Origin of the sequence: Flavobacterium nitratireducens (assembly GCF_029625335.1) — a bacterium.
GTDB classification, from domain to species: Bacteria; Bacteroidota; Bacteroidia; order Flavobacteriales; family Flavobacteriaceae; genus Flavobacterium; species Flavobacterium nitratireducens.
On sequence record NZ_CP121111.1, the window covers coordinates 790,449 to 811,081 of the forward strand.

Here is a 20,633-nt window from a genome sequence, read left to right on the forward strand (position 1 = left end):
GAGAATTTTGTTTTCTCTTAATTCTTCAACATTCTTTTTTTGTAGTCATATCTTACAGAATTTAATTATATTCGTAAGGTACAAAATCAAGGTATGTGCTACCGAAGGTTTAGTTCAACAGCGGTTTGGCGCAAGCGGGGCTGACGTAATTCTATTGAAGATTAGTGCTATATTTAAAGAGTGGTATTTCTAATCAACAGTGGTGCTAAAAATCCCCCACTGCGGCAATACCCGAAACGTTAGTGGCAACCGCAGGACGACCACACAAAAAGTGATAAATTAGAAAATAAAAGAAATGACTAAAAAACAGGAACTCTTGAATTTAATTACTAACGAGTTTAATGATTTCAAAAAACTCAATTATGGACACAATATTGTTCCAAATTCTGTTCCTATTGTTTGGTTTGGGAACGCAGAAGAATATTTAAAATCGGAATTGAAAATCATAACCGTCTCCCTCAATCCTTCTGACATAGAATTTAAAATAAACAAAACTTCCAAACCCACAACCAATCTTAGATTTCCAGATTACAATGGTTCGATAGAAAGTCTATATATAGCTTACAATAATTATTTTCTAAAAAATCCTTACAACTCTTGGTTTAAAGCAAGTTTTGGTGCTGTCTTAACAAGTTTTGACGCTTCCCATTACCACAATGCCCTTAATACTGCATTGCACACGGACATTGGCTGTTCATACGCTACAAGTCCAACTTGGACAGGATTAACAAATTCGGACAAAAATGTATTAGAACATATTGGAGCAAAATCTTGGCATAGTTTGGTAGAAATTTTAGAGCCTGACGTAATTCTGTATTCAGCCTCAAATAATTTTGAGAATAAAATTTCATTCCCTCAAGTTGGTAATTGGACATCTATAAATGTGAACTCAAAAAGCCCCTTATTAAAAGGAACATTCAAAATTTCTCAAAATAAAAATTCAGCTGTCTTGTTTCAAGTGCAAGGAAGAAAACCTTTTCTTCAAACAAGCAAGGAAGAAAAACTAAAGTTTAAAGACCACATAAAATGAAAATTCAACTTAATCACCCTGGACATCAAAAGCCTTTTAGGTTAGGACACGGATATTGTCAAATCGGAAATCAAATTATTCGTAAATGGAGTAATGATGTTGTTCATTTTAGAAAGTTTATTCAAAATAATGGTCATTATGTAATTGATTTAGAAGATTTGCAACCCTCACAAGCCGACTTATTTTTTTGGGGAGAATGGGAAGGGAATTCATACTTTGATGAATTTCCAAATGCTGATTATCGTATTTTACCAAATGGGCTTCACAAACTATTTCATTCAACTAAAATTAGAGGTTTACAAAATACTGACCCTTACATTTACGGAGAGAATTTTAAGTATTGCGTTTGCAAACAATGTGCAAACATCCAACTAAAAAACATAATAAAACTTCATTTTTAATGAGAAATACCTTGTTAAAAATAAAATAACTAAAAACAAAAAAGCCTCTACATTGCTGTAAAGGCTTCTTGTGATCGCAGAAGGATTACTTCAACAACGCTAAAGGCGCACTATTATTGATTTCTTACTATTCTTCGGGGCTTTTTCGTGCCAATTCAGCACGTATTTTCGAAATTTTATATTCAATTAATTCCAACTCTTTTACTATTTCTTCATTATCCATTCCGTATGAAGTTGTTGGTTCTTGAACCAAACTATGATTTAATTCCTCGTTTTCAGAAAAAATGTACTGTAGGTTAATTTCTGGAAATTCCTTTACCAATTTAATTATAAAATCAGGTGTAAAATTATCTGAACCCTTTAAATAGCGACTCAACATTGGAGCGCTAACCCCCAGTTTTTCAGACACTTCATTTTGCTTCAAACCCTTTGATTTAAAGAAAGCACGCATTTTTTCGTAATATTCCATAGTTTAGAATCGTTATAAATTATTACTAATAGTAAATTTTTATACATAAAAATTTACTTTGAGTAAATTTATTTATTAGTTTTGGGGCATAAATAGTAACTCTATGGCAAATATAGGAATAAATAGTAACGAAAAAGATGTGCAAATGCATATCGAAATAGCACGAAAAATAATAGATGAGTATCTACCCAGTACATATGTAGAAAAAGTCTTAGAGAAGTTACCTAAAGGACACCGCTATTCAAAGAAGGTAATTAGAAATGTTCGTGCCAATTTAAACAATCGCTTGGATGTTCTTAATGCGCTAGTCGAAGTAGCCAAAGAAAATCAGGCGCAAATTGAAAAACTTAAAATCTTAACCACTTAAATCACAATCCCATGACACAATTAACAACAACTTCTAACACTATCTTCCCGGGTATGATGGATTCGGCTACTGAATTTTTTATATCAAACGATGAAGTAAAAATTATTCAAAATTCCAAAGTATTACCGTTTTGCGAAATTTCATTAGCAACGATGCAAATTATTGAAGAAGCTATCAATAATGATAAGGCTGCTAAACTGGAATTATTTGATATGCACCCTACTTCTAAAATGAAACGCATCGAACAATTTGCCAAATGTCGTTTTGGTGGATTGGACTTTCAAGGCGATATTAAAGATGGTGTACTACAGGACGGAGAATATTGGGAATGTCCGCTACATGGCCAATGCAAAAGTGAAGGAATTCTTTGCAAGTTGCCAACATTCAATGGAGAAAGATTAGAAAAACAAGAAGTAAAACTACTTCAACTTACAGCTACTAACATGACAAATGAAGTAATTGCGGAGGAATTAGGTATGGCTTTAGGTACGTTCCACAAACTAAAAAAAATACTATACGATAAACTTGGCATACAAACCAAGCAGGAAGGAGCTCGGATTTCCTTCTTCCTGAACCTCATTCGGATTTAAGACCGAATATACGTTCTTACCAGTTTGTGTGTGCGCTTACACACAAAAAAAACCACTCTGTTGTGGAGTGGTTTTTTCTTCTAACCTAAAATTCAAAGCCATGATAGACGATATACAATCAAAAATAGACTTATGCCAGGAACAAATAGAAAATCTGGAAAAATCAGGACATTTTACTGATAAGGAAATTGAAGAGCAATCGACACCTATTAAATCAAAGTTAGCCCTTTTAAAAACGATAAAGCAGCTCCGTATTTTATCAGATGTTGCAAAAACTGCAGCTAATATAATTAATGAATTTCTTGAAGCTGCTGAAAAAGAAGAAATTCCACCTCATACCCGGTTCGGGATGAGTTTAGAATCTTATCAGGAAGGTAAAAAACTACATGAACAATTATTTGAACCGCTCTTTATTATTCCGGTAAACAACCCAGAAATACTAACCCCAAAATCACAGGAGGCATAACCTATGAGCTACGTAAAAGACACAGACATCTTTGATGCAACCAACGGAGGATTGGAAATTATCAAAGCCTATTATCCAAATGCAGAAGATGTAATTACCAAAAGAACCCGCCAGTTCAAAATAAGAGGTAATGAAAAAACTGCCTCGGCATCTTTAAAACAATTGCAAAATGGAATTTGGGTAGTGACTGATTTTGGAGGTGATCAAGTGCCTCGAAATGCCATTATGATTTGTCAGGTAGAAGAAAACATTTCCTATGGTGAAGCCTGTGCTTTACTGGGCGCAAGATACAATGTGAAAGGGGCAGAAATGCAAGTGTATAAGCCTATCATTGAAAAACGTTCTTTAGCTCCAGACGAAACGCCTAAATCCTATTATTTCACTTATAATGAAACTATTTCTAAGGAGGAATTGGCTTTGATTGGTCCACGTGTCAATGAACAACATTGTGCTGATTTTAAATTGCGTTCCTGCAAATCATTTGCTTATTGCAAAGAGAATGAAACTATTGTTACTACCGCTACCGAGGACTACCCTATTCTTGTTTTTGACTTTGGTACTTGGCAAAAAATCTACCAACCGAATTCTTTCGAGAAACAATACCGTTTTCGCTATGCCGGTGAGAAGCCTAAAAAACATTGTTTCGGGATGGATTTAATTGAAAAAGAATACAAGCGATTAAAAGATAAAGCCGATGAAGAATACGAATATTCAGTAACTGAAGAAACAGAAGATGAAGAAAAAGCAGACAAGAAAAAGAAAGATTATAAAGTGGATGCTGCTTTTATTATTAGTGGCGGTTCTGATGGTATTAACTTACGGTCGTTCGGTAAGTTTCCAATTTGGTTCAACTCTGAAAGTGAGCATTTGGATTGGTCCGAGTATAAGGAATTAAAGAAAATGGTTAAGGACATTTACTATGTGGCCGACCTTGACAATACAGGAATCAAACAAGCCATTGAAATGGGTTTAAAGTTTCTGGATATCAAATTGCTTTTCTTACCTGAGAAACTAAAAAAATACACAGATAAGCGAGGTAATCCTTGTAAAGACTTCAAGGATTATGTGGAGAAATTTTACAGAGCTGACAACGCAAACACCTTCATCAATGGTTTGGATAAAATCATTGCTAATGCCTTGCCTTTGCAGTTCTGGACGGAGTGGTTCAAAGCCGGTAAAACAACCTACAACTTATCCAATACACGTTTGTATCAATTCCTTTCACTGATGGGCTTTGGGAGGTACGAAAGTAAAGATACTAAGGAAGGTTTTGTTTACATCAAAAAGGAAGGTTCAATTGTTAAGGAATTGAAACCGTATGAGATTGAAAATTATGTGCATACCTTTTTGGAAGAAAGACAAATGCACCCTGATTTACGTGATTTTATCTACAACTCACCAAAAATGAATGATCGTTCTTTATCAAAATTACCTTTGGTAGAAATTGATTTTACCGATGCCGATAAAAACACGCAGTACTTATTTTTCCCTAGAAAGGTTTGGAAAATTACGGCAAATGAAATTCAGGAATTCAAGCAAGGAGAAGTCAATAAATACGTTTGGCAGGATAAAATCATAGATTTTGCAGTAAAGAAAGAAGATTCGCAATTCAAAATATCTACTGATACCGAAGGTAACATGGATATCGAGGTTTTAAAAAAAGACAATCCTTATTTCAATTTCCTGATTAATGCTTCACGCGTGCACTGGCGTAAAGAATTGGAAGAATCATTTGAAAACCGCCCACAAGCCGAAGCCGATGCCTATTTCAAAGACAATCAATTCAACATTGCAGGAGAAAAATTAAGTGAGGACGAAATCTACGAACAAAAACTGCATCTGATTAATAAAATCTATTGCATTGGCTATCTGCTCCATCGTTATAAAGACGAAAGTAAACCATGGTGTGTATTTGCAATGGATAACAAAATTTCCGAAACAGGAGAATCTCACGGAGGTTCGGGTAAGTCATTAGGATTAGGAAGTTTGGATAACATCCTCAAAAGAAGATTTTATATCAAAGGGCGTGATGCCAATGTTACTAAAAATGATTTCATCTACCATGGTGTAACTGAGGATACCGATTTTATCCTGATTGATGATGCTAATCAGTACTTGGATTTTGCTTTTTTCTATTCGGAGATTACAGGTTCCTTAAAAGTAAATCCTAAAAATGGTCAGCCTTATGAGATTCCTTTCAAGGATTCTCCAAAATTCCTGATTACGTCCAACTTCACCATTCGTGATGATGGACCATCTACAGCAAGGCGTTTATTGTTTACCAGTTTCTCTGATTATTATCATGAGAACAAAGACAATGAGTATCGAGAATCAAGAAACATTTCGAGTGATTTTGGAGGACGCAACCTCTTTACAGGATTTACGGAAGCCGAATGGAATGCTTACTATAATTTTTGTGCGCAATGTATCCAGTTCTATTTATCACATCCCGACAAAATAAACCCGCCAATGGACAATGTAACTAAAAGAAGTTTACGTGCCGAAATGGGTGATGCTTTTGAAGGTTGGGCGGATGCCTTTTTCGCCACAAAAAACATCATAAAAGCAACACTAGACAGTGATGAACAGGAAGATGGGTTTAAATATTTGGACAACTATTTTTCTAAAGAAGCTGCTTTTGAAGATTTCAGTAAAGCTTCAAGACAGGGGAAATGGTCTTCTAATAAATTTAAAAAAGCCCTAAAAGCCTATTGCCAATTGCATGGGTTCATATTTAACCCAAAAGATTTACAAAATGCACCGGGTAGAATAGTTCAAAAAATTGACGGAAAAACACAAGAAGCCATATTCATAAGAACCGTAGAACAACAGGAAGTTGTTGTAACTGATAATGTAACAGAATACTCTAGCGAAGAGGAAATATTTGGAAAAGAAAAATAATCAACTAAATAAATAAGCCATGACAACAAACATCATTGAATTTTGGAAAACAGGAGAAAATCCAATTACCTGTTATGTAAGTAAACCCATGAAGGATATTGTAGAAATACCACTTCATAAACAGCCATCTTTTAAGAAAAAGCTTCACAATCTACAGCCGGTAATTATCGAAGATGATAAAGGCGAAAAAGTAGAAATTGAATCGGTTGTAGCTACAGCACCGATTTTAAAAATATCAAAAGCAAAGCTTTACGATATTTTAAATGGCAGAGGAAAAAACGATACAGGATACATAGTATATAAATCACAAATAAATCAATAAAATGGAAATTACAGGAGAAATCGTAAGAGTATTAGAAACAGAAGTTCGTGGAGAAAATCAGTTTAAAACAAGAGCTGTCCACGTAAAAACAATTGAGGAATATCCTCAAACAGTAGAGCTTCAGTTCACACAAGGCAATGTAAGCCTTCTAGACAACAGAACAGCAGGAGAAAATGTAAAAATCACTTACAACCTGAAAGGACGTGAATACATAAAAGAAGGAAAAGCTCTTGTATTCAACACGCTTCAAGCATGGAAAATAGAAAAACTAGCCTGATGTACAGCTGCTACGAAATCAAAATAATTTTTGCCCGCTGTGTTACTCTCTACGAGGTGGTTCTAGCTTGTGATGCTTTTGAAATGCTTATCAATGACAAAGCTATTACTGCCGAACAGGAACGATTTGCAAGAAGAGAATCCATAGTGCGAGCAAGGCAAATAAAAAGTGTCAACCGATGAAACTACTTGAAGTACGTACAGCACTACGAACCGCCTCCAAAACAGATTTGTTTGGGGGCGATGTTCACAACATGAGAGCCAAACAATGGGTAAAAGAAAACGTGACAGTCTTTTACTTGGATTGGGAAACCAATCAGCTCTCGGGACCTCATTTATTGAGAGAGGAAAACGATTTTTTTCAACTCTATCAACGAATGACTTTTAGCAAAGTGGGTGTAATTATCCCGATGCCAAATGTAGTAAGTAATGAGTTCCTGTTTGATATGGTGCTGCGCGAAGCTTCAATAGATGATCTTAAAGACACTCCCCGACACATAAAATTGAATAGAATTTATTATGTCTATGCTGCTCAAAAACTCACAGGGCCATTTTATACCGATAAAAGCACTACGAGTTTGTTTCTCGAAAATCTAGTTGCCAAAAAACAAATTTTCGTTCCTAACGAAAGGCAACATTTTAAATTAAAAGAATATCAAAAAACTGCTTAATCACTTAAATCAAGTACCATGACAAAAAAACAAAAATATTACTATCCAGATAGATACACTTATATCATGGATAAATACGATATGCTAGCATCTAGAATTGTATGGTTTATTGTAGGCTTCCTATCCGCTTTAATTTTCATAGCATTTATATTCTTCGAGCAAATTAATAACCTTTTAGATTTTATCTGATGGAAAACGAAATACAAGATTTAATGGAACGTTGTAAAGAAATTTACAGCGAAACCCGAGGGGCTTACTTTATTATCAATTGTAATGACGAAGGATGGAAACTTCAGATTAACAGCACAGGACTTTTGTTCAAAGGAGAATTAAAGGAAGTTTTGGGAAAATATATTACAGAAGTTACCTCTGAACGGCAACAAAGACAAAATCCAAAAAACAAACATGATCCTAAAAAAATTTCAGTACTAACGAGTGACGGCTAGGCGTCCGTTGCGGACTTAGGAAACGAATAGTTTCCGTTACCGAGAAACGCCAAAGGAAAAATAAATATTAATGAACCGCAGATTTAGCAATGGCGCTTAGCCGCGGTTATAGGCTGGCGAAATTATATAGGCTTGGGCGGCCTTTGTAAAACCCACTTAATTATCATGGCAAAAGAGAGCAGCAAACAAAAATTAGCAAACTTTATCCAAAGTTTACAACAATCTGTAAAGGACGCACAATCGCTTTATGACGATGCAGATTTAAAAGACTGGGCGGTTGATCATTCTTTAGATCTTCAAGAAAAAATCAAAGATGTCAAGAAGAAATTGAAAGACAAGTTTAGTATTGATTATGATTCTACAGATGCAAAGAAAAAAGTAATCAAAGAAGGTAGTGAAGTGGAAGTTTTAGTAAATCACATGGACGGAATGTATGGTTCTACCGCAATTATTAAAAGCTATTCATTGCCCGCAAATATTTCTGATATTACTATGAAAGACGGTATGAAAATGAATAGCCACAAATGGCTAACAAACGATGAAGTGAAATTAAAATAGGAAAATCCAAACGCCTGTAAATTTTGGAACAATTTTTAAATTTAAACATTATGGGAATGAAACCAGGTATGCCAATGCCAAAACCGAAGCCAAAACCGAAGCCTAAACCTAAAAAGTAAGGCTTAATAGTTTGCTACCGATTTCGTGAGTTTTCGGTAGCATTACTGTTAACGGTTTCGGGCTTTACGCTAGGTGGCGTTTCAAGGCACTCACTTTCAATTTAGCACTAATGATGATAGAAGCACAAATGTTCAATATACTACTGCACCGCCATTGAGCCAAACGCATGTTATAGCCAGTGCTTTTTGAAACGAATTATTAACTTTTTAAATAAAAATAAAATGTCAAAAACAGTAAAATTAGATTGGGACGAAGCCAAAGAAATTGCTGATATTCTAACAAACACAGAAAATACTGATGAGGATTATTCAATTACCGAAAATGCACTTGCTGAAAAATGGGGTATTGATATAGATACTTTTCACGAAATCGCAAATGGTATTTTCCAAATGATTGATTTCGGAATTTCACCACTTACTCAAACTCCATTTGTCGGAATATCAAAGGGAAATATGTGGCTTGCAAAAAAAGAAGTCAATCAGCAATTTATTCACGCCTTAATTAATTGGACTACAGAAGGCGAGGATATACCCGAACAAAGTAAAGGATTTGTTCGCACTATTACTTCTGGTGGTAAGCCTGAATTTGATATTACAATTAGTCGTCCAAAGTCTGATGTCAAAGTGATGTCTTAGCATTGGCCCATTGCCGAAAAAATCAAAAGAGAGTACCAGGATCTAATTCCAAAACCTAAAAAATCAGATTATCCTTTTTAACCGCTCCAATGAGCGGTTTTTTTATTCCTTCTTCCATCCTATTCTAGTCATACCTTCGCGAGGATGCGTTATATGAATTTGATAAGGAATTTGTTTGGATAAACGCAGTATAAGCTTGTGCCGAAAAGGCGATAGATTTTCATAATTCTGTAAAATACAGATCGGTTTATTGTATTTGTTTAGAATTTGCATCGTACAGCAAGTTCGCAGCTCATTTTCGGGCGTGAAATATTGCACAGATTCAATTGTATCCGGTTCTAATCTACGGAGCAGGATTCTCATAGTTTCTACTTCTTTTTCGGTGAAATGCATCTACACTATATTTTTTATTCTGGAGCAATTTACAACAAAACTATTTTTCTGAAAATCTCGCAATAAATAGGTACTTTCTTATATGTATTTCCCCCTTACCCCCTTTTTTATATAAGCACATAAAAAAATGTAACTTTGTAACCATTGCCGAAAGGTCGCTAATTTATTAGTATTTTAGGTTACATTTTACTTTTATTAATGTAACAGTAGTTACAAAAAAAATGTAACTAATAAAGAGGTTACAAAATCACATTTTCTTTTTTCGATTCAGTTACAAAACGACTGTAAATAAAAAATCCTTATTTTATAAGGCTTCACAGCTTAAAAAACCACTCGGTTACATTGTTACAAAAAATTATGGGATTTTTGGAGTTTTTAAAAAATTTACTTTTAGTAAATACCTTAAATTAAAATTTACTTTTAGTGACTTTTCTTGATAAAAAATTTACTGTGAGTAAATTTTTTAGTATCTTCGGGGAAAGTTTTTTAAGATGGGACTACTTGATAGAGTGAATGTTAATCCAAATATTTGTGGCGTTGAATTGGCTTTTTATGGCCAAGTTACTGCAGCCAATATTCCTGAATGGCAACAATTTTTCAATTCGATGATGATTGATACTGATTTTACCAAAACCTACATCGGTTTAGGTTCGGTTTCCTTTGGCGAAGAAAGTGCTGATACTCCCGCAGGTCCTACTTACAAGCAAAGCATTACGATACGATTTCCTTCTACAGATGGAAATCGTTCAGAGCGAATTGCATTGATGAAAAAAGTAAAGTTCATCAAATTAAAATTATCATCAGGACGTGATTTGGTTATTGGGCGTAATGATTATAAACAAAATGCCAGACCAAAGATTAAGATAGAAACTAACATAAAAATTGCCGAAGCAAAGTTTGAAACCGTTTCCATCTTCCCTTCAGGATTTGTTGCAAGTCCTTTGAATAGTGAAATATATCCATTAATCCCTGTAATCTTAAACTAATGAGTTTTCCTATTATCGATTGGGCTAATAAAGTTAATGATCCTGAGTTAGCGGCATTTCTGCAACAATACGGAACGGTGCATTATCTAAGTGCGGAAGAAATCAACGAATTGCGTGATTTTGTGAATATGCTTTCGGAAAATAAAATGGATAAAACGAGTTTGATTAATCCATTTTTGAATTTAGTAATTATTGATAAAGGCCATCAAAACGGAATTCCAAATATTGGAACAGAATTAGAACCAGGCGACGTAGCTCGTGGTTTCTTTGACAAAGACACCTACTGGTATGCAGCCTATTATTTAGGAGGAGATCCTGCTTTAATTACAAGTTGGCAACCAGTACAATCAGCCGTTTCATCGGCTGACATTCCGGATATACCCAATCCCAATCCTCCAGTTGAACCTCCTCCTGTTGGTACACGAAATTACTCAGACAATTATTCATCCTTACATTATAAAATATTTTCATCATGAATTATATAGAAGAAATAAACGCAATTGAAGAATTAGTAGGACAAAAACTAGCTGACGAATCAACAATTGAACCGGTAGACGAAAGGGCGTGTTTTGGGGCTATCATTGCTTATTTAAGAAAAATAAGTCCATTGGCTTCAAATACTTTCTCTATTGGAGATGTTTTTACGCCTGACATCAGAACCGTAAATCTACCTTATAATGTAGGCACTTCAGATTACCGAGTGGTAGGTACACTGGTATCAAAATCATCAAATGCTAACCTTGACAAGGATATTGTCTTAACCACAAAAGACAAAACTCCTACGAGCTTTAAAATTATTCTAAAAGAAATCCCTGGTGTTCTACAAGATATAGACTTCGAATGGGCAATCTACCCAAAAAACACATAAAATGGGAAAAGCAATCATTACCACTATACTCGAAAAATTAAAAATAACGAATCCTTCTCGCGATGAGAAAGGACGTTATATTTTGATGCAAAACGATGATAAGGAAGTGTGTGCAGTTCCTGTGGAGAGTTTGTTAGCTAGAGTAAACAAACGTATTGACGGAATAGTATATCCAGATGGATTTACTAAGGTGAGTTCGATTTCAATTGTAGATAACGAAATCAGTATTCCCGCAGGAGATTTCGAGTGGAAGATAGATTTGAATCCTTATAAAAATGTGCTGTTTGAGCAAATAATAGCGGAGACCTCAGACCCTACATTTAATCGTATTGATTCATTAGCTGCCACCAACGAAGGAACCATAGTATATTATCAAGGTCAAGAAGTTGACGAAACCGAAATAGCCCTACCTCCAATTGTTCCGGCAGGTCAATTGCATCTAACTGATATTTATGTATTAGGTAGTGCTGTAGCCGAACCAACTACGCCTCCAATTACTGAAATCTTTACCAAAGAAGAAAAAGATAAACTCGCTATCCTTGATCCAACAGCCGACATCGACAAACCCGTTTCCACAGCACAAGCTGCCGCCGATGCCGATGTTTTGCAAGAAGCCAAAGACTATGCCGATGCAGCCGATACAGCCGCAATAGCTGCTGCTAATTCACACACAGACACACAGGTTTCCAATTTAGTTAATGGAGAGGTTACTTATTATACGCTTAAGAAATTAGCCGACGAGTTACGCGCCCATGCTGCTATCATTGGTGGGACTGCTCCCGATGGAGATTCAGTAGTAAATACCGTTACCGAACTTTTAGCCGTAATGGCAACATTCCCGGAAGGAGTTGATTTGGTTACGCTATTGGCTGGAAAAGTAAATGTGAGCGATGTGTACAACGCGCTGGACTGCGTAGTTACCGGCAAAGTTGCAGATGCCCGACAATTAAAAGTCCTGAATGATGCGCTTACGGCTTTGACTACTACCGTTTCAGGTAAAGAAGATAGCTCCAACAAAGTAACCGACATCGAGGCAAACAAAGCCAATGCCGGAAAGTTTGGAGATATACCATCTTGGATTACCTGGTTAAAAAACTCTTATCTTGGGAATCTAACAGCTAAAGCAACCGCCTTGGTAGATGAAGATAAGATTTTAATTGGAGATAGCGAAGATTCCAGTAAAACAAAAACTAGAACTTTTGCGCAATTACTTGTTACACTTGGAACTCGTTTAGCTACTTATTTCCAAACCAAAGACACTAAATTCTATATAGGAACTTCGGAAAATGTTAAGGATGCTTGGAGTGGTGGTACCGTTTATTTCACGGCAAACTGTACCATTACTGTTCCTTCAACATTAGGAGCTTCTTTTGAAGAATTTGGTTTTAGAACCATGCCTGGTGTTACGGTAACTTGGGCAATTACTGCTCCATTTACTTGGGAAACAACTCCAAGCACTACTCCTGAAAAAACTGATGGACTTTTTACCAGATACAATGCAGGAAATACTATAATTATAAGATGGTAGGCTATGAATAAGAATAAGAAATTTTATTTGGCTAAAACTAAAATTCAACCAAATACTTTTATTGGCGGAGTTTCTGCCTCTATTAACACAGCTGCTTTGGTGGCCTCAAAGCTTGGTATATCTGCTTCAAGAATTAAAGCTTTTTCGGTAATTGGAAGTGATATTCAATTTGCGGTTACTGGTGGGAGTTATGTTATTCCTAATAGTGCATTTCAATCATCAACAATTACCTATTACAATGATGTATCTGGTTTATGTACGTCTGTTGGTTCTTCTGGATTTAGGTACTGCACTTTTCAATATTGCACTTTTCCAGCTGTAACTAAAATAGGTCAACATGGCTTCGGAAATGTTACTTTTTTATCAGATGTAACTTTTCCTGCTTGGAATGATGTTGGTAGTAATGAACATTGTTTTTTTGGTGCAAAATTTACAAATTTTTATGCACCTGCAATGGTTAATCTAAATAAAGTAGGGAACTCACAAGTTTTCAACAGTTGTCAGGTTACTGGCGAGATGGTTTTAGCTAATTTAGCTGTAATAGGTAGTTCAGTATCTACAAATAGCTCTACATTTTCATCAATGACTGGTGGTGGTATTTTGAGAGTTCCTGTATCATTATTGACTGTAAATGGTGGGTATCCTGACCCTGATTTAGAAGGAGTTGGAAATAGTGTTGAAGTAGATTATATAGGTTATGTTAGTGATTCTAGTTATAATTTTGAATTACGATTCACAACTCCTTCTTATAATAGAAAAACAATTGCTAGTGTATTAAATCTAAATAATGCTGTAGTGCTTAATTTTCAAATTGTTGGGGAATATGTGAGGTTTAAATTATATAAATCCACATTTCAATTAAATTCTTCAAATTTTTCTGCAAATACAAATATTAAAGAATTTAATGATATAGATTCGAAATGTACAAGATTTGGATATAGAAATTTTAGAACTGCCAGTAATCTCACTAAATTAATTGCTAATGGTGTGACTGAAATTGTAGATGAATGTATATATGGATGTAATAATTTAAGTACTTTAAATTTAAACGGATTAAAAACTATTAGTGGTTCATATAATGCAATAACCTCAAATGTTTTAACAAGTGTTAGTTTTCCAGTGTTAACAAATGTAACTATAACAGGTTCAGTTATTGGGTGTGCTGTTTTGGCTAATGTATATATCCCGATGCTTACGGTTATGAATACAAATGCGGGCGGAACATTTATCACAAACAATAATCAATGCGCTAATGGTGTAGCAATTACCATATCTTCTGGAGCACAAACTTCTAATGGTGGAGGCGTTGATGCAGATTTACAGGCTTTGATTACAAATAAATCAGCGGTAGTAACTTATGTTTAAAATCAAATTATTATGATACAATCAACTATAAAAGCTCAATATGGTGAGCTAAGAACCGGAATAAAAGAAGCGTTTATTCAAATAGAAATTGCCGAGGCTATAATGAAGCAGGATAAAGTAGTCTATAACATCGAGCATTTTGCAATTATCAACGAAGAAACTGGCGCAAAAACTTTAATTGCTAATTCTAATAAAGAATTATCTATTGCAGAGTATAATCAATTTTCAGGAGCGGTTAATGCTTTAATTCAGGATTTTGACACTACAGCAATGAATGACTTTGAAAAAGAGCAATTGCGTTTAAAAATAGGGCTTCTAGCCTATATCCAAACGGATTTCCTGAAAGACGAAAATGGAAATAGCACAGATAAAGTAGTTTGGAATTTACTTCCTGAAAATTATGTAATTGTAGAATAATGCTAGGCTCTAAATCTCCCTTTTTCCTGCAATCACCCGAAGCTTTGTCAAAGGCAAAAGGCAATTTATATACTTTACTAAGTTTGAAAGGATATTATTTGGATCAGGTGGCAATTTACACCAATGCTTTTGATTATTTCTGTCAAAATCCTGCTCAATTTGATGGAGCCACAATAGTAAAGGATTTGATAGATGTACCAGGATTAGACCTCGATGCGATGCTGCATGATTACCATTATATTAATTATAATGTAGCGGCTAGTTTCACAACTAAATGGAAAGCCGATTGGCTATATGCAAAAGGTCAGGAACGAAAAGGAAAAGGACAATACAGTGCATTTAGCCGTTTCCTTGGTCTTACCATTATCGGAATTGGTTTTGTGCCTTATGCCCGATGGAAAAGAGGGAAAAACATTAACAAAGAAGATTTTTTAAAAGAATATGAAACCCTTATAAACTAAAACTAAGTCCCATGCAACACGTTCCTATCCAGATTAGCCCACATTTAGTTCCTTTCTTTTTTAAAGAAAGTGAAGGAAAAGAGTATTCGTATTCGAACAGAAAAGTTCGAACGGTATTGTTTTCGACTACTATTTCAACAATTGGAAGGATCATACGGTTATTGATGGTGAAAGCAGGACGTCCTGTAAATGTTGAGAATTTTAATTTATGTCTTACGGTTTCAGATAATGGGAATTCTAAAAAATATACCGGGCAGTTTTACAAACAGGAAAACGGAACGAATTCTTTTTTGATGCTGCCTCCGGAAGCCAATAAGGATATCAATGATTTTCTTGAGGATATGTTCCGAATGTCGTTCATATCATACATGAATGGAGTTGTCGAAAACAATAATGAAGCGGTGGTAAGAGCTGCGATAGATAAGTTTATCGATAAATATGAATTATTGGAGTTTGGGTTTTGTAATGATACACTACGACAATTGTATTACCGCGAAAAAAAAAGGGTAAAATACTGGAACGATTCCAAACCAAACAATCCAACAACATTTTGAAATTTCAACAATAAGCCTTGCAGATGCAGGGCTTTTTTTATGTCACAGCAAAAAAGTAAGAGCCAAACTACTTTTACAGTAAACCTACACGCTCTATGAAGATACTTGACTTTTTACGAGAAATCCCGAAGCTGTTTGACTGGTATTTTAAACTGCCCCAACTCAAACGTATTTCACTCAATTATATCGTTCTCATCGCCTTACTAATTACGCTATCCTACTACAATGACAAGCAACATCGAGATAATTATGCTGTGCTTTCTAGCCGAATTGATAGTGTTAATGATTCTCGCGCCAAAGAACAGGAAAAATATACTGCGAAATTGGAATATTATACGGATAAGTTTAATCATCTCTTGGAAATGCTTTTGCAAAAAAAAGAACAAGACAAAATAAATCAGAAATTATGAAAACACTTTTTTCTACAATAGCACTGGTAGCCTTTAGTGCCTTGATGCTTTCGCCTGCCCTGCCTGCTGATTATCCGCCGAAGAAGGTAATTGAACAGCGTAAGGAAATTGTATGCAAGGAGCGAAAACTGAATAATCTAATTACTGTAATTGAATCCGAACTGGATACAATTTCAGAACATAAAACCAATACTTATGGCAAATAGAGCTAAGAATATCAGATACATTGTGGTGCATTGTCAGGCAGGACACGGAACGCTAAAAAGCATGCAGGATTTTTGGAAAACATCTTTAGGATGGAAATCTCCAGGATATGCCACGTGGATAGATTATGATGGTACACGCCATAGGCTTGCGGATTATAATGCGGTTACTAATGGTGTTGCAGGATTTAATAGTCAATGTTTGCATATGAGTTATCGTGGTGGTGTGTTACAGGAAAATGTAAAGGTTGCAGCCGATACCAGAACTCAGGCACAAAAGAATGCTATTCTTTTAGAAATCATCGATATGATGCACTGGTTGCATGAGAATGGAAACGATTTGCAAAACGTGATGATCTTGGGTCATTATCAGTTTTCGGATGATAAGAACAAAAATGGTGCAATTGAACCTTGGGAACGTATTAAATCCTGTCCGTCTTTTGATGCGTATGAGGAATATGCTTTCCTGATGGAAAAGGAAAATGTGTTGTATCACAAATTGAAGTTACCTAAAAACAGATAAGATGAAAAGAGTATTCTTTGATTATGTGTTCAAACTGTTTTTGGTTTGGCTATTGCTTTCTTGTTTTGGATGTGCTTCAAAAAAAAGAATAGTTCTAGTGAAATAGAACTACATACCAATACGGAGCTTCAAACAAGTGAAGGTGGTGCTACAATTGGTACCAATACCAATGTAGTAACTGAGATTAAAAAAAGTGTCAGTTCCAGTGGTTCTACAATTGAAAGAAATTATAAACCTGTTGATCCTACCAAGCCATCGAGCGTGACCACTCCGGATGGGAAAAAATATGTTTTGGATAATGCCGAAATCAATGAGAAGGAAACGACTCATACAAAAAATGAAAGTTCCTCTGAAAATACAGTGGATACTTCATCCAGTTCGGCTAACTATTGGGGAAAGGATTCATCCTTTATCAAATTGGAAGATATCCATTCGCAAAGCAATAACACAATGAACAGATCAGGTTTTAATTTTTGGTCTTGGTTATGGGTATTAGCCCTTATAATTATTGTGATAATTCTAAACTACTTAAACAATCGCTTTAAGTGGGTTTCTTATGTCACAAGCTTTTTCGTTATTAAGTAACATCTTCGTAAAAAATATAAGCAATGAAAGTAAATCCTTTATTAATGGACTTGGTTCGCGGAGAATGGCTGATGTCATTTGAGGGCTTAACCGCTTATGCTCCTATTGCACATAAAATAATTACTGGACAGGAATTAGACTTTTCACAGAATACGAAAAGTTTAGTTACGATTCTAGATTTAAATAATAAAGCAATAAAACCTAATCAGGATGGAATGATTGAAATTCCAAAAGGTTCGGTGGCAATTATTGATATGGTAGGTCCTATTATGAAATATGGAGACTGGTGTACTTATGGCGCGGATGAAATTGTAAATGCTTTGCGAATGGCTGATGCTAATCCTAATATCATTGGGATTGTGTTAAATGTAGATGGACCAGGAGGAGCGGTTTCGGCAATAGGTCCTTTTATCGAATTTGGAAAAACAAAAACAAAGCCTGTAGTGGCATTGATAGATCAATGTTGCTCTTTGCATTATTGGTCTGTGTGTGCGGTAGCTGATTATATTATGGCTGATAATAATGTTTCGGCTTCGATAGGTTCTGTAGGTGTAATGACATCATTTGCCGATAACAGAAAATATTTAGAAAACTTAGGCTATGTCTTCCATGAAATCTATCCAAAGGAAAGCCAACACAAAAACGAAGCTTTTGCAATGGCTTTGAAGGGAGAATATGATTTGATAAAAGAAGAGCATCTATCACCTATTGCTATCAAGTTTCAAGGAGCTGTAAAAGCAGCCAGACCCAACCTGCAAGAAGCTACCGGAGTATTAACAGGGAAAACATTTCCTGCTGATAAAGCCGTGGAATATGGGATGATAGATTCCATTGGTAGCCTTGACCAAGCCATGCAAAGGCTTCATGTAATGAGTGAATTAAACCACTATAAGTAAATTAATTAATAAACCTTTTAAATCTGACATCTATGAAATGGAAATTTATGGCTAGAACAGTTGCTTTTATTACAGCATTGTTAGGCGAAAAAGAACTTCCGATTGATGGCGAAAAAAAAGCCCTTAATCTGAGTGCCGAGCAGTATCAAAAAATTGAAGCTGCTCTCGGTAAAAAAATGGCTGATGAAGCCATAAATGGTATTGACCAAGAAATCAAAAACATGGCAACTAACAATCTTGAACTGAAAGCTATTCAGGATGAGATTGACGCCTTAGTTGCCGAAACGAACCTTTCTCCGGAAGAAATTGAGAAAATTGCAAAAGATAAAAAAGGAGATAAATCCATTTTAGCTACTGTTCAGAATCTTGTTGCAAAACAAAAAGAGCAATCGGAAATGATTGCCAAATTAATTCAACAACCTGAAGGAGATAATCCTTTGGCAATAATTAAAGGAGGATCTATGCAAAAAGTAACACATTCGGCTACACACTTATTTGGTTCTGCAAGTGCTATTGATGCCTTTGACGGACGTAACTGGAACAGAAGAGCGGCAGGTTTAGCGACATCGGCTACTGACTTTACCAGTCAGCCAAATATTGATAAACTGAATAACGATATGGATTTGTATTCTCCGTGAGAATCCGGAAGTAATCAAATCATTGCAGCGTGATACTTTTGGTTTACCTACTTTCTGGCCTAAACGTACTAAAGTAGATGATAAGGTTTCTGACGGAAACATTGCAACTGCTGAAATTACGCAAGGTCGTAAATTGCCATGGTTGCCTAAAAACAAACAAACGATTCAGGCTGAAGAAGGACAAATTTTCCCGGTACAAATTGATATCGAGTACGTAGGTTACTATTTGCAAAAAATTGAAGCTTCATGGTTGAATATGATGAATAAAGAAGGTTCTAAACCTTATAAAGATTCATTTGTAAAATTCCTTGTTTCTGAAATTGACAAAAAAGCTAGAGTTGAAGATCGTGTGGCTACAATCAAAGGGGTGTATGTAAAAACTCCGGATGATGCTACTGTAGGCGGAAAATCAATCAACCGTCAAAATGGTTTATTGTATTTAGCACAGCAAGCGCGTGATGTGACTAAAAAATACCGTGCGTTTGACCTAGGTATGCCAACAGAAACGAATATCGTTGACTATGTAGATAACATGATTAAATCATTGCCTCAAGACGTAAGAGAACAGCAAGGATTAGTCTTATACTTATCTGATCAATGGTTAAGAGCTTACAAACGCAGATATGAAACATTGTTTGGTTTACATCAAGATTACAAAGGATATCCTGAAACTCCAAAAGATTACCCTAATGTGAAATTTGAGCGTTTGATTGATATGGCGGGTTCTGATTTTATGTTTATCACTTTTGATGATAATATTGAAATCCTTGAAAATGTTCCGGCTGAAAAATCAATGTACCACTTTGAGTACTTGTTAAGAAAAATCTATATCTGGGCTGATTACAAAATGGGTGTTCGTTTCATCCATATTGGTAACACAGTTAAAGAAGGAGATCCATTAGAATTTGCAGTACAAACTTTATGGTCAAATACGGCTCCTGTATTCCCTAAAGATTTCTATGTACCGGTAAATGATGACGAAACAGGAATTGTAAACGTGGCTTACAAAAATCTTTATGTAACTAAAGGTTGGGCTACTGACATTACTGAGTTTAAAGGAACTACTCCCGGTGCCGTAATTAAAATTAAAGGGGATACTTCGTTATTAGCGACTAAAAACGTAGTGAATAATGCCAAAATTGCATTGACTGATAATAATAAATTTGACCTGAAATCAGGAGGTACTTTGACATTATTTGTCAAATCAGACGGAACTGTTAAGGAATTAAGCAGAACTACTGCCCCTGAAACTGTTGCTGCTGCTGAAGTAGATTTTACAACAGCTAGTATAGATGCTAATGCAGGTGATACGTTTAACTACACTGGTGCCGGAGCTACTACTTTAACTAATATCCTTAACGGTGTAGAAGGTAAAACTATTACCATCAATAGAGAAAGCGGTGCATTAACAATTGCTAGTGTTACTGGAGTGATTTCTGTTGCTTCTACTGCGGTATTGGATGCAGAAGGAGATACTATCCAATTAACAAAAGTTGACGGTGTTTGGATGGAAACAAGCAGATCAATTACTGCCTAATAAAATAATTTTTTAAT

General features: G+C 35.4%; 29 protein-coding genes. 28 read left to right on the forward strand and 1 reads right to left on the reverse strand.

Annotation, left to right across the window (positions count from 1 at the left end; all coding sequences use genetic code 11):
* The first annotated feature begins 295 nt into the window (after positions 1 to 295).
* Positions 296 to 1,030 (forward strand): hypothetical protein, encoded by a 735-nt coding sequence (locus P5P90_RS03675; RefSeq protein WP_278035862.1) that lies wholly within the window; start codon positions 296 to 298, stop codon positions 1,028 to 1,030.
* Positions 1,027 to 1,431 carry a hypothetical protein gene (locus P5P90_RS03680; RefSeq protein WP_278035863.1) on the forward strand — a complete coding sequence of 135 codons (405 nt, stop codon included), beginning with the start codon at positions 1,027 to 1,029 and terminating at the stop codon, positions 1,429 to 1,431. Before P5P90_RS03675 ends, P5P90_RS03680 begins: the two co-directional genes overlap by 4 nt.
* Before the next feature lie 127 nt (positions 1,432 to 1,558).
* On the opposite strand, the gene P5P90_RS03685 is transcribed toward P5P90_RS03680, so the two are convergent.
* Positions 1,559 to 1,900 carry a helix-turn-helix domain-containing protein gene (locus tag P5P90_RS03685; protein ID WP_278035864.1) on the reverse strand — a complete coding sequence of 114 codons (342 nt, stop codon included), beginning with the start codon at positions 1,898 to 1,900 and terminating at the stop codon, positions 1,559 to 1,561.
* A 103-nt stretch (positions 1,901 to 2,003) separates the two neighbouring features.
* On the opposite strand from P5P90_RS03685, the gene P5P90_RS03690 reads away from it, so the two are divergent.
* From P5P90_RS03690 to P5P90_RS03815, 26 genes are all read left to right on the forward strand, one after another.
* Positions 2,004 to 2,267 carry a hypothetical protein gene (locus P5P90_RS03690; protein WP_278035865.1) on the forward strand — a complete coding sequence of 88 codons (264 nt, stop codon included), beginning with the start codon at positions 2,004 to 2,006 and terminating at the stop codon, positions 2,265 to 2,267.
* Between the two features lie 11 nt (positions 2,268 to 2,278).
* On the forward strand, positions 2,279 to 2,857 hold the full coding sequence (locus P5P90_RS03695; RefSeq protein ID WP_278035866.1) for a helix-turn-helix transcriptional regulator: 579 nt from the start codon (positions 2,279 to 2,281) through the stop codon (positions 2,855 to 2,857).
* Between the two features lie 100 nt (positions 2,858 to 2,957).
* Entirely contained in the window at positions 2,958 to 3,323 is a 366-nt protein-coding gene (locus P5P90_RS03700; RefSeq protein ID WP_278035867.1) for a hypothetical protein, read from the forward strand.
* Positions 3,324 to 3,326: 3 nt separating this feature from the next.
* Complete coding sequence (locus P5P90_RS03705) at positions 3,327 to 6,224, forward strand: hypothetical protein (RefSeq protein ID WP_278035868.1); 2,898 nt, start codon at positions 3,327 to 3,329, stop codon at positions 6,222 to 6,224.
* A gap of 19 nt (positions 6,225 to 6,243) precedes the next feature.
* Positions 6,244 to 6,546, forward strand: coding sequence for a hypothetical protein (locus P5P90_RS03710; protein ID WP_278035869.1), 303 nt, complete (start codon positions 6,244 to 6,246; stop codon positions 6,544 to 6,546).
* 1 nt (position 6,547) lies between these two features.
* A complete protein-coding gene (locus tag P5P90_RS03715) occupies positions 6,548 to 6,823 on the forward strand; it encodes a DUF3127 domain-containing protein (protein WP_278035870.1) in 276 nt (91 codons plus the stop codon).
* Positions 6,823 to 7,005 (forward strand): hypothetical protein, encoded by a 183-nt coding sequence (locus P5P90_RS03720; protein WP_278035871.1) that lies wholly within the window; start codon positions 6,823 to 6,825, stop codon positions 7,003 to 7,005. The genes P5P90_RS03715 and P5P90_RS03720 overlap by 1 nt, the downstream gene beginning before the upstream one ends.
* The gene (locus P5P90_RS03725) at positions 7,002 to 7,493 is read left to right on the forward strand and encodes a hypothetical protein (protein WP_278035872.1); all 492 of its coding nucleotides are present in this window, start codon (positions 7,002 to 7,004) and stop codon (positions 7,491 to 7,493) included. The genes P5P90_RS03720 and P5P90_RS03725 overlap by 4 nt, the downstream gene beginning before the upstream one ends.
* A gap of 188 nt (positions 7,494 to 7,681) precedes the next feature.
* A complete protein-coding gene (locus P5P90_RS03730; RefSeq protein WP_278035873.1) occupies positions 7,682 to 7,939 on the forward strand; it encodes a hypothetical protein in 258 nt (85 codons plus the stop codon).
* 165 nt (positions 7,940 to 8,104) lie between these two features.
* Positions 8,105 to 8,497 (forward strand): DUF1541 domain-containing protein, encoded by a 393-nt coding sequence (locus P5P90_RS03735; RefSeq protein ID WP_278035874.1) that lies wholly within the window; start codon positions 8,105 to 8,107, stop codon positions 8,495 to 8,497.
* A gap of 341 nt (positions 8,498 to 8,838) precedes the next feature.
* On the forward strand, positions 8,839 to 9,252 hold the full coding sequence (locus P5P90_RS03740; RefSeq protein WP_278035875.1) for a hypothetical protein: 414 nt from the start codon (positions 8,839 to 8,841) through the stop codon (positions 9,250 to 9,252).
* Positions 9,253 to 10,136: 884 nt separating this feature from the next.
* Entirely contained in the window at positions 10,137 to 10,631 is a 495-nt protein-coding gene (locus P5P90_RS03745) for a hypothetical protein (protein ID WP_278035876.1), read from the forward strand.
* Positions 10,631 to 11,107: a hypothetical protein gene (locus tag P5P90_RS03750; RefSeq protein ID WP_278035877.1), complete on the forward strand. Its 477-nt coding sequence runs from the start codon at positions 10,631 to 10,633 to the stop codon at positions 11,105 to 11,107. Before P5P90_RS03745 ends, P5P90_RS03750 begins: the two co-directional genes overlap by 1 nt.
* Positions 11,104 to 11,499 (forward strand): hypothetical protein, encoded by a 396-nt coding sequence (locus P5P90_RS03755; RefSeq protein ID WP_278035878.1) that lies wholly within the window; start codon positions 11,104 to 11,106, stop codon positions 11,497 to 11,499. The genes P5P90_RS03750 and P5P90_RS03755 overlap by 4 nt, the downstream gene beginning before the upstream one ends.
* A 1-nt stretch (position 11,500) precedes the next feature.
* Positions 11,501 to 13,027, forward strand: a complete 1,527-nt coding sequence (locus tag P5P90_RS03760; RefSeq protein WP_278035879.1) for a hypothetical protein — start codon at positions 11,501 to 11,503, stop codon at positions 13,025 to 13,027.
* Between the two features lie 3 nt (positions 13,028 to 13,030).
* Positions 13,031 to 14,392 (forward strand): leucine-rich repeat protein, encoded by a 1,362-nt coding sequence (locus P5P90_RS03765; protein ID WP_278035880.1) that lies wholly within the window; start codon positions 13,031 to 13,033, stop codon positions 14,390 to 14,392.
* Between the two features lie 12 nt (positions 14,393 to 14,404).
* Positions 14,405 to 14,809, forward strand: a complete 405-nt coding sequence (locus tag P5P90_RS03770) for a hypothetical protein (protein ID WP_278035881.1) — start codon at positions 14,405 to 14,407, stop codon at positions 14,807 to 14,809.
* Positions 14,809 to 15,270 (forward strand): hypothetical protein, encoded by a 462-nt coding sequence (locus P5P90_RS03775; protein ID WP_278035882.1) that lies wholly within the window; start codon positions 14,809 to 14,811, stop codon positions 15,268 to 15,270. The genes P5P90_RS03770 and P5P90_RS03775 overlap by 1 nt, the downstream gene beginning before the upstream one ends.
* Positions 15,271 to 15,281: 11 nt before the next feature.
* Positions 15,282 to 15,824: a hypothetical protein gene (locus P5P90_RS03780; RefSeq protein ID WP_278035883.1), complete on the forward strand. Its 543-nt coding sequence runs from the start codon at positions 15,282 to 15,284 to the stop codon at positions 15,822 to 15,824.
* Positions 15,825 to 15,919: 95 nt separating this feature from the next.
* Positions 15,920 to 16,234 (forward strand): hypothetical protein, encoded by a 315-nt coding sequence (locus P5P90_RS03785; protein ID WP_278035884.1) that lies wholly within the window; start codon positions 15,920 to 15,922, stop codon positions 16,232 to 16,234.
* A complete protein-coding gene (locus tag P5P90_RS03790) occupies positions 16,231 to 16,440 on the forward strand; it encodes a hypothetical protein (RefSeq protein ID WP_278035885.1) in 210 nt (69 codons plus the stop codon). The genes P5P90_RS03785 and P5P90_RS03790 overlap by 4 nt, the downstream gene beginning before the upstream one ends.
* Positions 16,430 to 16,960, forward strand: a complete 531-nt coding sequence (locus tag P5P90_RS03795) for a peptidoglycan recognition protein family protein (RefSeq protein ID WP_278035886.1) — start codon at positions 16,430 to 16,432, stop codon at positions 16,958 to 16,960. Before P5P90_RS03790 ends, P5P90_RS03795 begins: the two co-directional genes overlap by 11 nt.
* A gap of 45 nt (positions 16,961 to 17,005) precedes the next feature.
* On the forward strand, positions 17,006 to 17,545 hold the full coding sequence (locus tag P5P90_RS03800; protein ID WP_278035887.1) for a hypothetical protein: 540 nt from the start codon (positions 17,006 to 17,008) through the stop codon (positions 17,543 to 17,545).
* Positions 17,546 to 17,568: 23 nt separating this feature from the next.
* The gene (locus P5P90_RS03805) at positions 17,569 to 18,441 is read left to right on the forward strand and encodes a S49 family peptidase (RefSeq protein WP_278035888.1); all 873 of its coding nucleotides are present in this window, start codon (positions 17,569 to 17,571) and stop codon (positions 18,439 to 18,441) included.
* Between the two features lie 32 nt (positions 18,442 to 18,473).
* Positions 18,474 to 19,079, forward strand: coding sequence for a hypothetical protein (locus tag P5P90_RS03810; RefSeq protein ID WP_278035889.1), 606 nt, complete (start codon positions 18,474 to 18,476; stop codon positions 19,077 to 19,079).
* Between the two features lie 22 nt (positions 19,080 to 19,101).
* Complete coding sequence (locus tag P5P90_RS03815; protein ID WP_278035890.1) at positions 19,102 to 20,616, forward strand: hypothetical protein; 1,515 nt, start codon at positions 19,102 to 19,104, stop codon at positions 20,614 to 20,616.
* The last annotated feature ends 17 nt before the right edge of the window (positions 20,617 to 20,633 follow it).

What these genes read in the sequence shown, in the direction of transcription:
- P5P90_RS03675 (WP_278035862.1), top strand. Translation starts at nt 296, where the DNA reads ATGACTAAAAAACAGGAACTCTTGAATTTAATTACTAACGAGTTTAAT.
- P5P90_RS03680 (WP_278035863.1), top strand. Translation starts at nt 1,027, where the DNA reads ATGAAAATTCAACTTAATCACCCTGGACATCAAAAGCCTTTTAGGTTA.
- P5P90_RS03685 (WP_278035864.1), bottom strand. Translation starts at nt 1,900, where the DNA reads ATGGAATATTACGAAAAAATGCGTGCTTTCTTTAAATCAAAGGGTTTG.
- P5P90_RS03690 (WP_278035865.1), top strand. Translation starts at nt 2,004, where the DNA reads ATGGCAAATATAGGAATAAATAGTAACGAAAAAGATGTGCAAATGCAT.
- P5P90_RS03695 (WP_278035866.1), top strand. Translation starts at nt 2,279, where the DNA reads ATGACACAATTAACAACAACTTCTAACACTATCTTCCCGGGTATGATG.
- P5P90_RS03700 (WP_278035867.1), top strand. Translation starts at nt 2,958, where the DNA reads ATGATAGACGATATACAATCAAAAATAGACTTATGCCAGGAACAAATA.
- P5P90_RS03705 (WP_278035868.1), top strand. Translation starts at nt 3,327, where the DNA reads ATGAGCTACGTAAAAGACACAGACATCTTTGATGCAACCAACGGAGGA.
- P5P90_RS03710 (WP_278035869.1), top strand. Translation starts at nt 6,244, where the DNA reads ATGACAACAAACATCATTGAATTTTGGAAAACAGGAGAAAATCCAATT.
- P5P90_RS03715 (WP_278035870.1), top strand. Translation starts at nt 6,548, where the DNA reads ATGGAAATTACAGGAGAAATCGTAAGAGTATTAGAAACAGAAGTTCGT.
- P5P90_RS03720 (WP_278035871.1), top strand. Translation starts at nt 6,823, where the DNA reads ATGTACAGCTGCTACGAAATCAAAATAATTTTTGCCCGCTGTGTTACT.
- P5P90_RS03725 (WP_278035872.1), top strand. Translation starts at nt 7,002, where the DNA reads ATGAAACTACTTGAAGTACGTACAGCACTACGAACCGCCTCCAAAACA.
- P5P90_RS03730 (WP_278035873.1), top strand. Translation starts at nt 7,682, where the DNA reads ATGGAAAACGAAATACAAGATTTAATGGAACGTTGTAAAGAAATTTAC.
- P5P90_RS03735 (WP_278035874.1), top strand. Translation starts at nt 8,105, where the DNA reads ATGGCAAAAGAGAGCAGCAAACAAAAATTAGCAAACTTTATCCAAAGT.
- P5P90_RS03740 (WP_278035875.1), top strand. Translation starts at nt 8,839, where the DNA reads ATGTCAAAAACAGTAAAATTAGATTGGGACGAAGCCAAAGAAATTGCT.
- P5P90_RS03745 (WP_278035876.1), top strand. Translation starts at nt 10,137, where the DNA reads ATGGGACTACTTGATAGAGTGAATGTTAATCCAAATATTTGTGGCGTT.
- P5P90_RS03750 (WP_278035877.1), top strand. Translation starts at nt 10,631, where the DNA reads ATGAGTTTTCCTATTATCGATTGGGCTAATAAAGTTAATGATCCTGAG.
- P5P90_RS03755 (WP_278035878.1), top strand. Translation starts at nt 11,104, where the DNA reads ATGAATTATATAGAAGAAATAAACGCAATTGAAGAATTAGTAGGACAA.
- P5P90_RS03760 (WP_278035879.1), top strand. Translation starts at nt 11,501, where the DNA reads ATGGGAAAAGCAATCATTACCACTATACTCGAAAAATTAAAAATAACG.
- P5P90_RS03765 (WP_278035880.1), top strand. Translation starts at nt 13,031, where the DNA reads ATGAATAAGAATAAGAAATTTTATTTGGCTAAAACTAAAATTCAACCA.
- P5P90_RS03770 (WP_278035881.1), top strand. Translation starts at nt 14,405, where the DNA reads ATGATACAATCAACTATAAAAGCTCAATATGGTGAGCTAAGAACCGGA.
- P5P90_RS03775 (WP_278035882.1), top strand. Translation starts at nt 14,809, where the DNA reads ATGCTAGGCTCTAAATCTCCCTTTTTCCTGCAATCACCCGAAGCTTTG.
- P5P90_RS03780 (WP_278035883.1), top strand. Translation starts at nt 15,282, where the DNA reads ATGCAACACGTTCCTATCCAGATTAGCCCACATTTAGTTCCTTTCTTT.
- P5P90_RS03785 (WP_278035884.1), top strand. Translation starts at nt 15,920, where the DNA reads ATGAAGATACTTGACTTTTTACGAGAAATCCCGAAGCTGTTTGACTGG.
- P5P90_RS03790 (WP_278035885.1), top strand. Translation starts at nt 16,231, where the DNA reads ATGAAAACACTTTTTTCTACAATAGCACTGGTAGCCTTTAGTGCCTTG.
- P5P90_RS03795 (WP_278035886.1), top strand. Translation starts at nt 16,430, where the DNA reads ATGGCAAATAGAGCTAAGAATATCAGATACATTGTGGTGCATTGTCAG.
- P5P90_RS03805 (WP_278035888.1), top strand. Translation starts at nt 17,569, where the DNA reads ATGAAAGTAAATCCTTTATTAATGGACTTGGTTCGCGGAGAATGGCTG.
- P5P90_RS03810 (WP_278035889.1), top strand. Translation starts at nt 18,474, where the DNA reads ATGAAATGGAAATTTATGGCTAGAACAGTTGCTTTTATTACAGCATTG.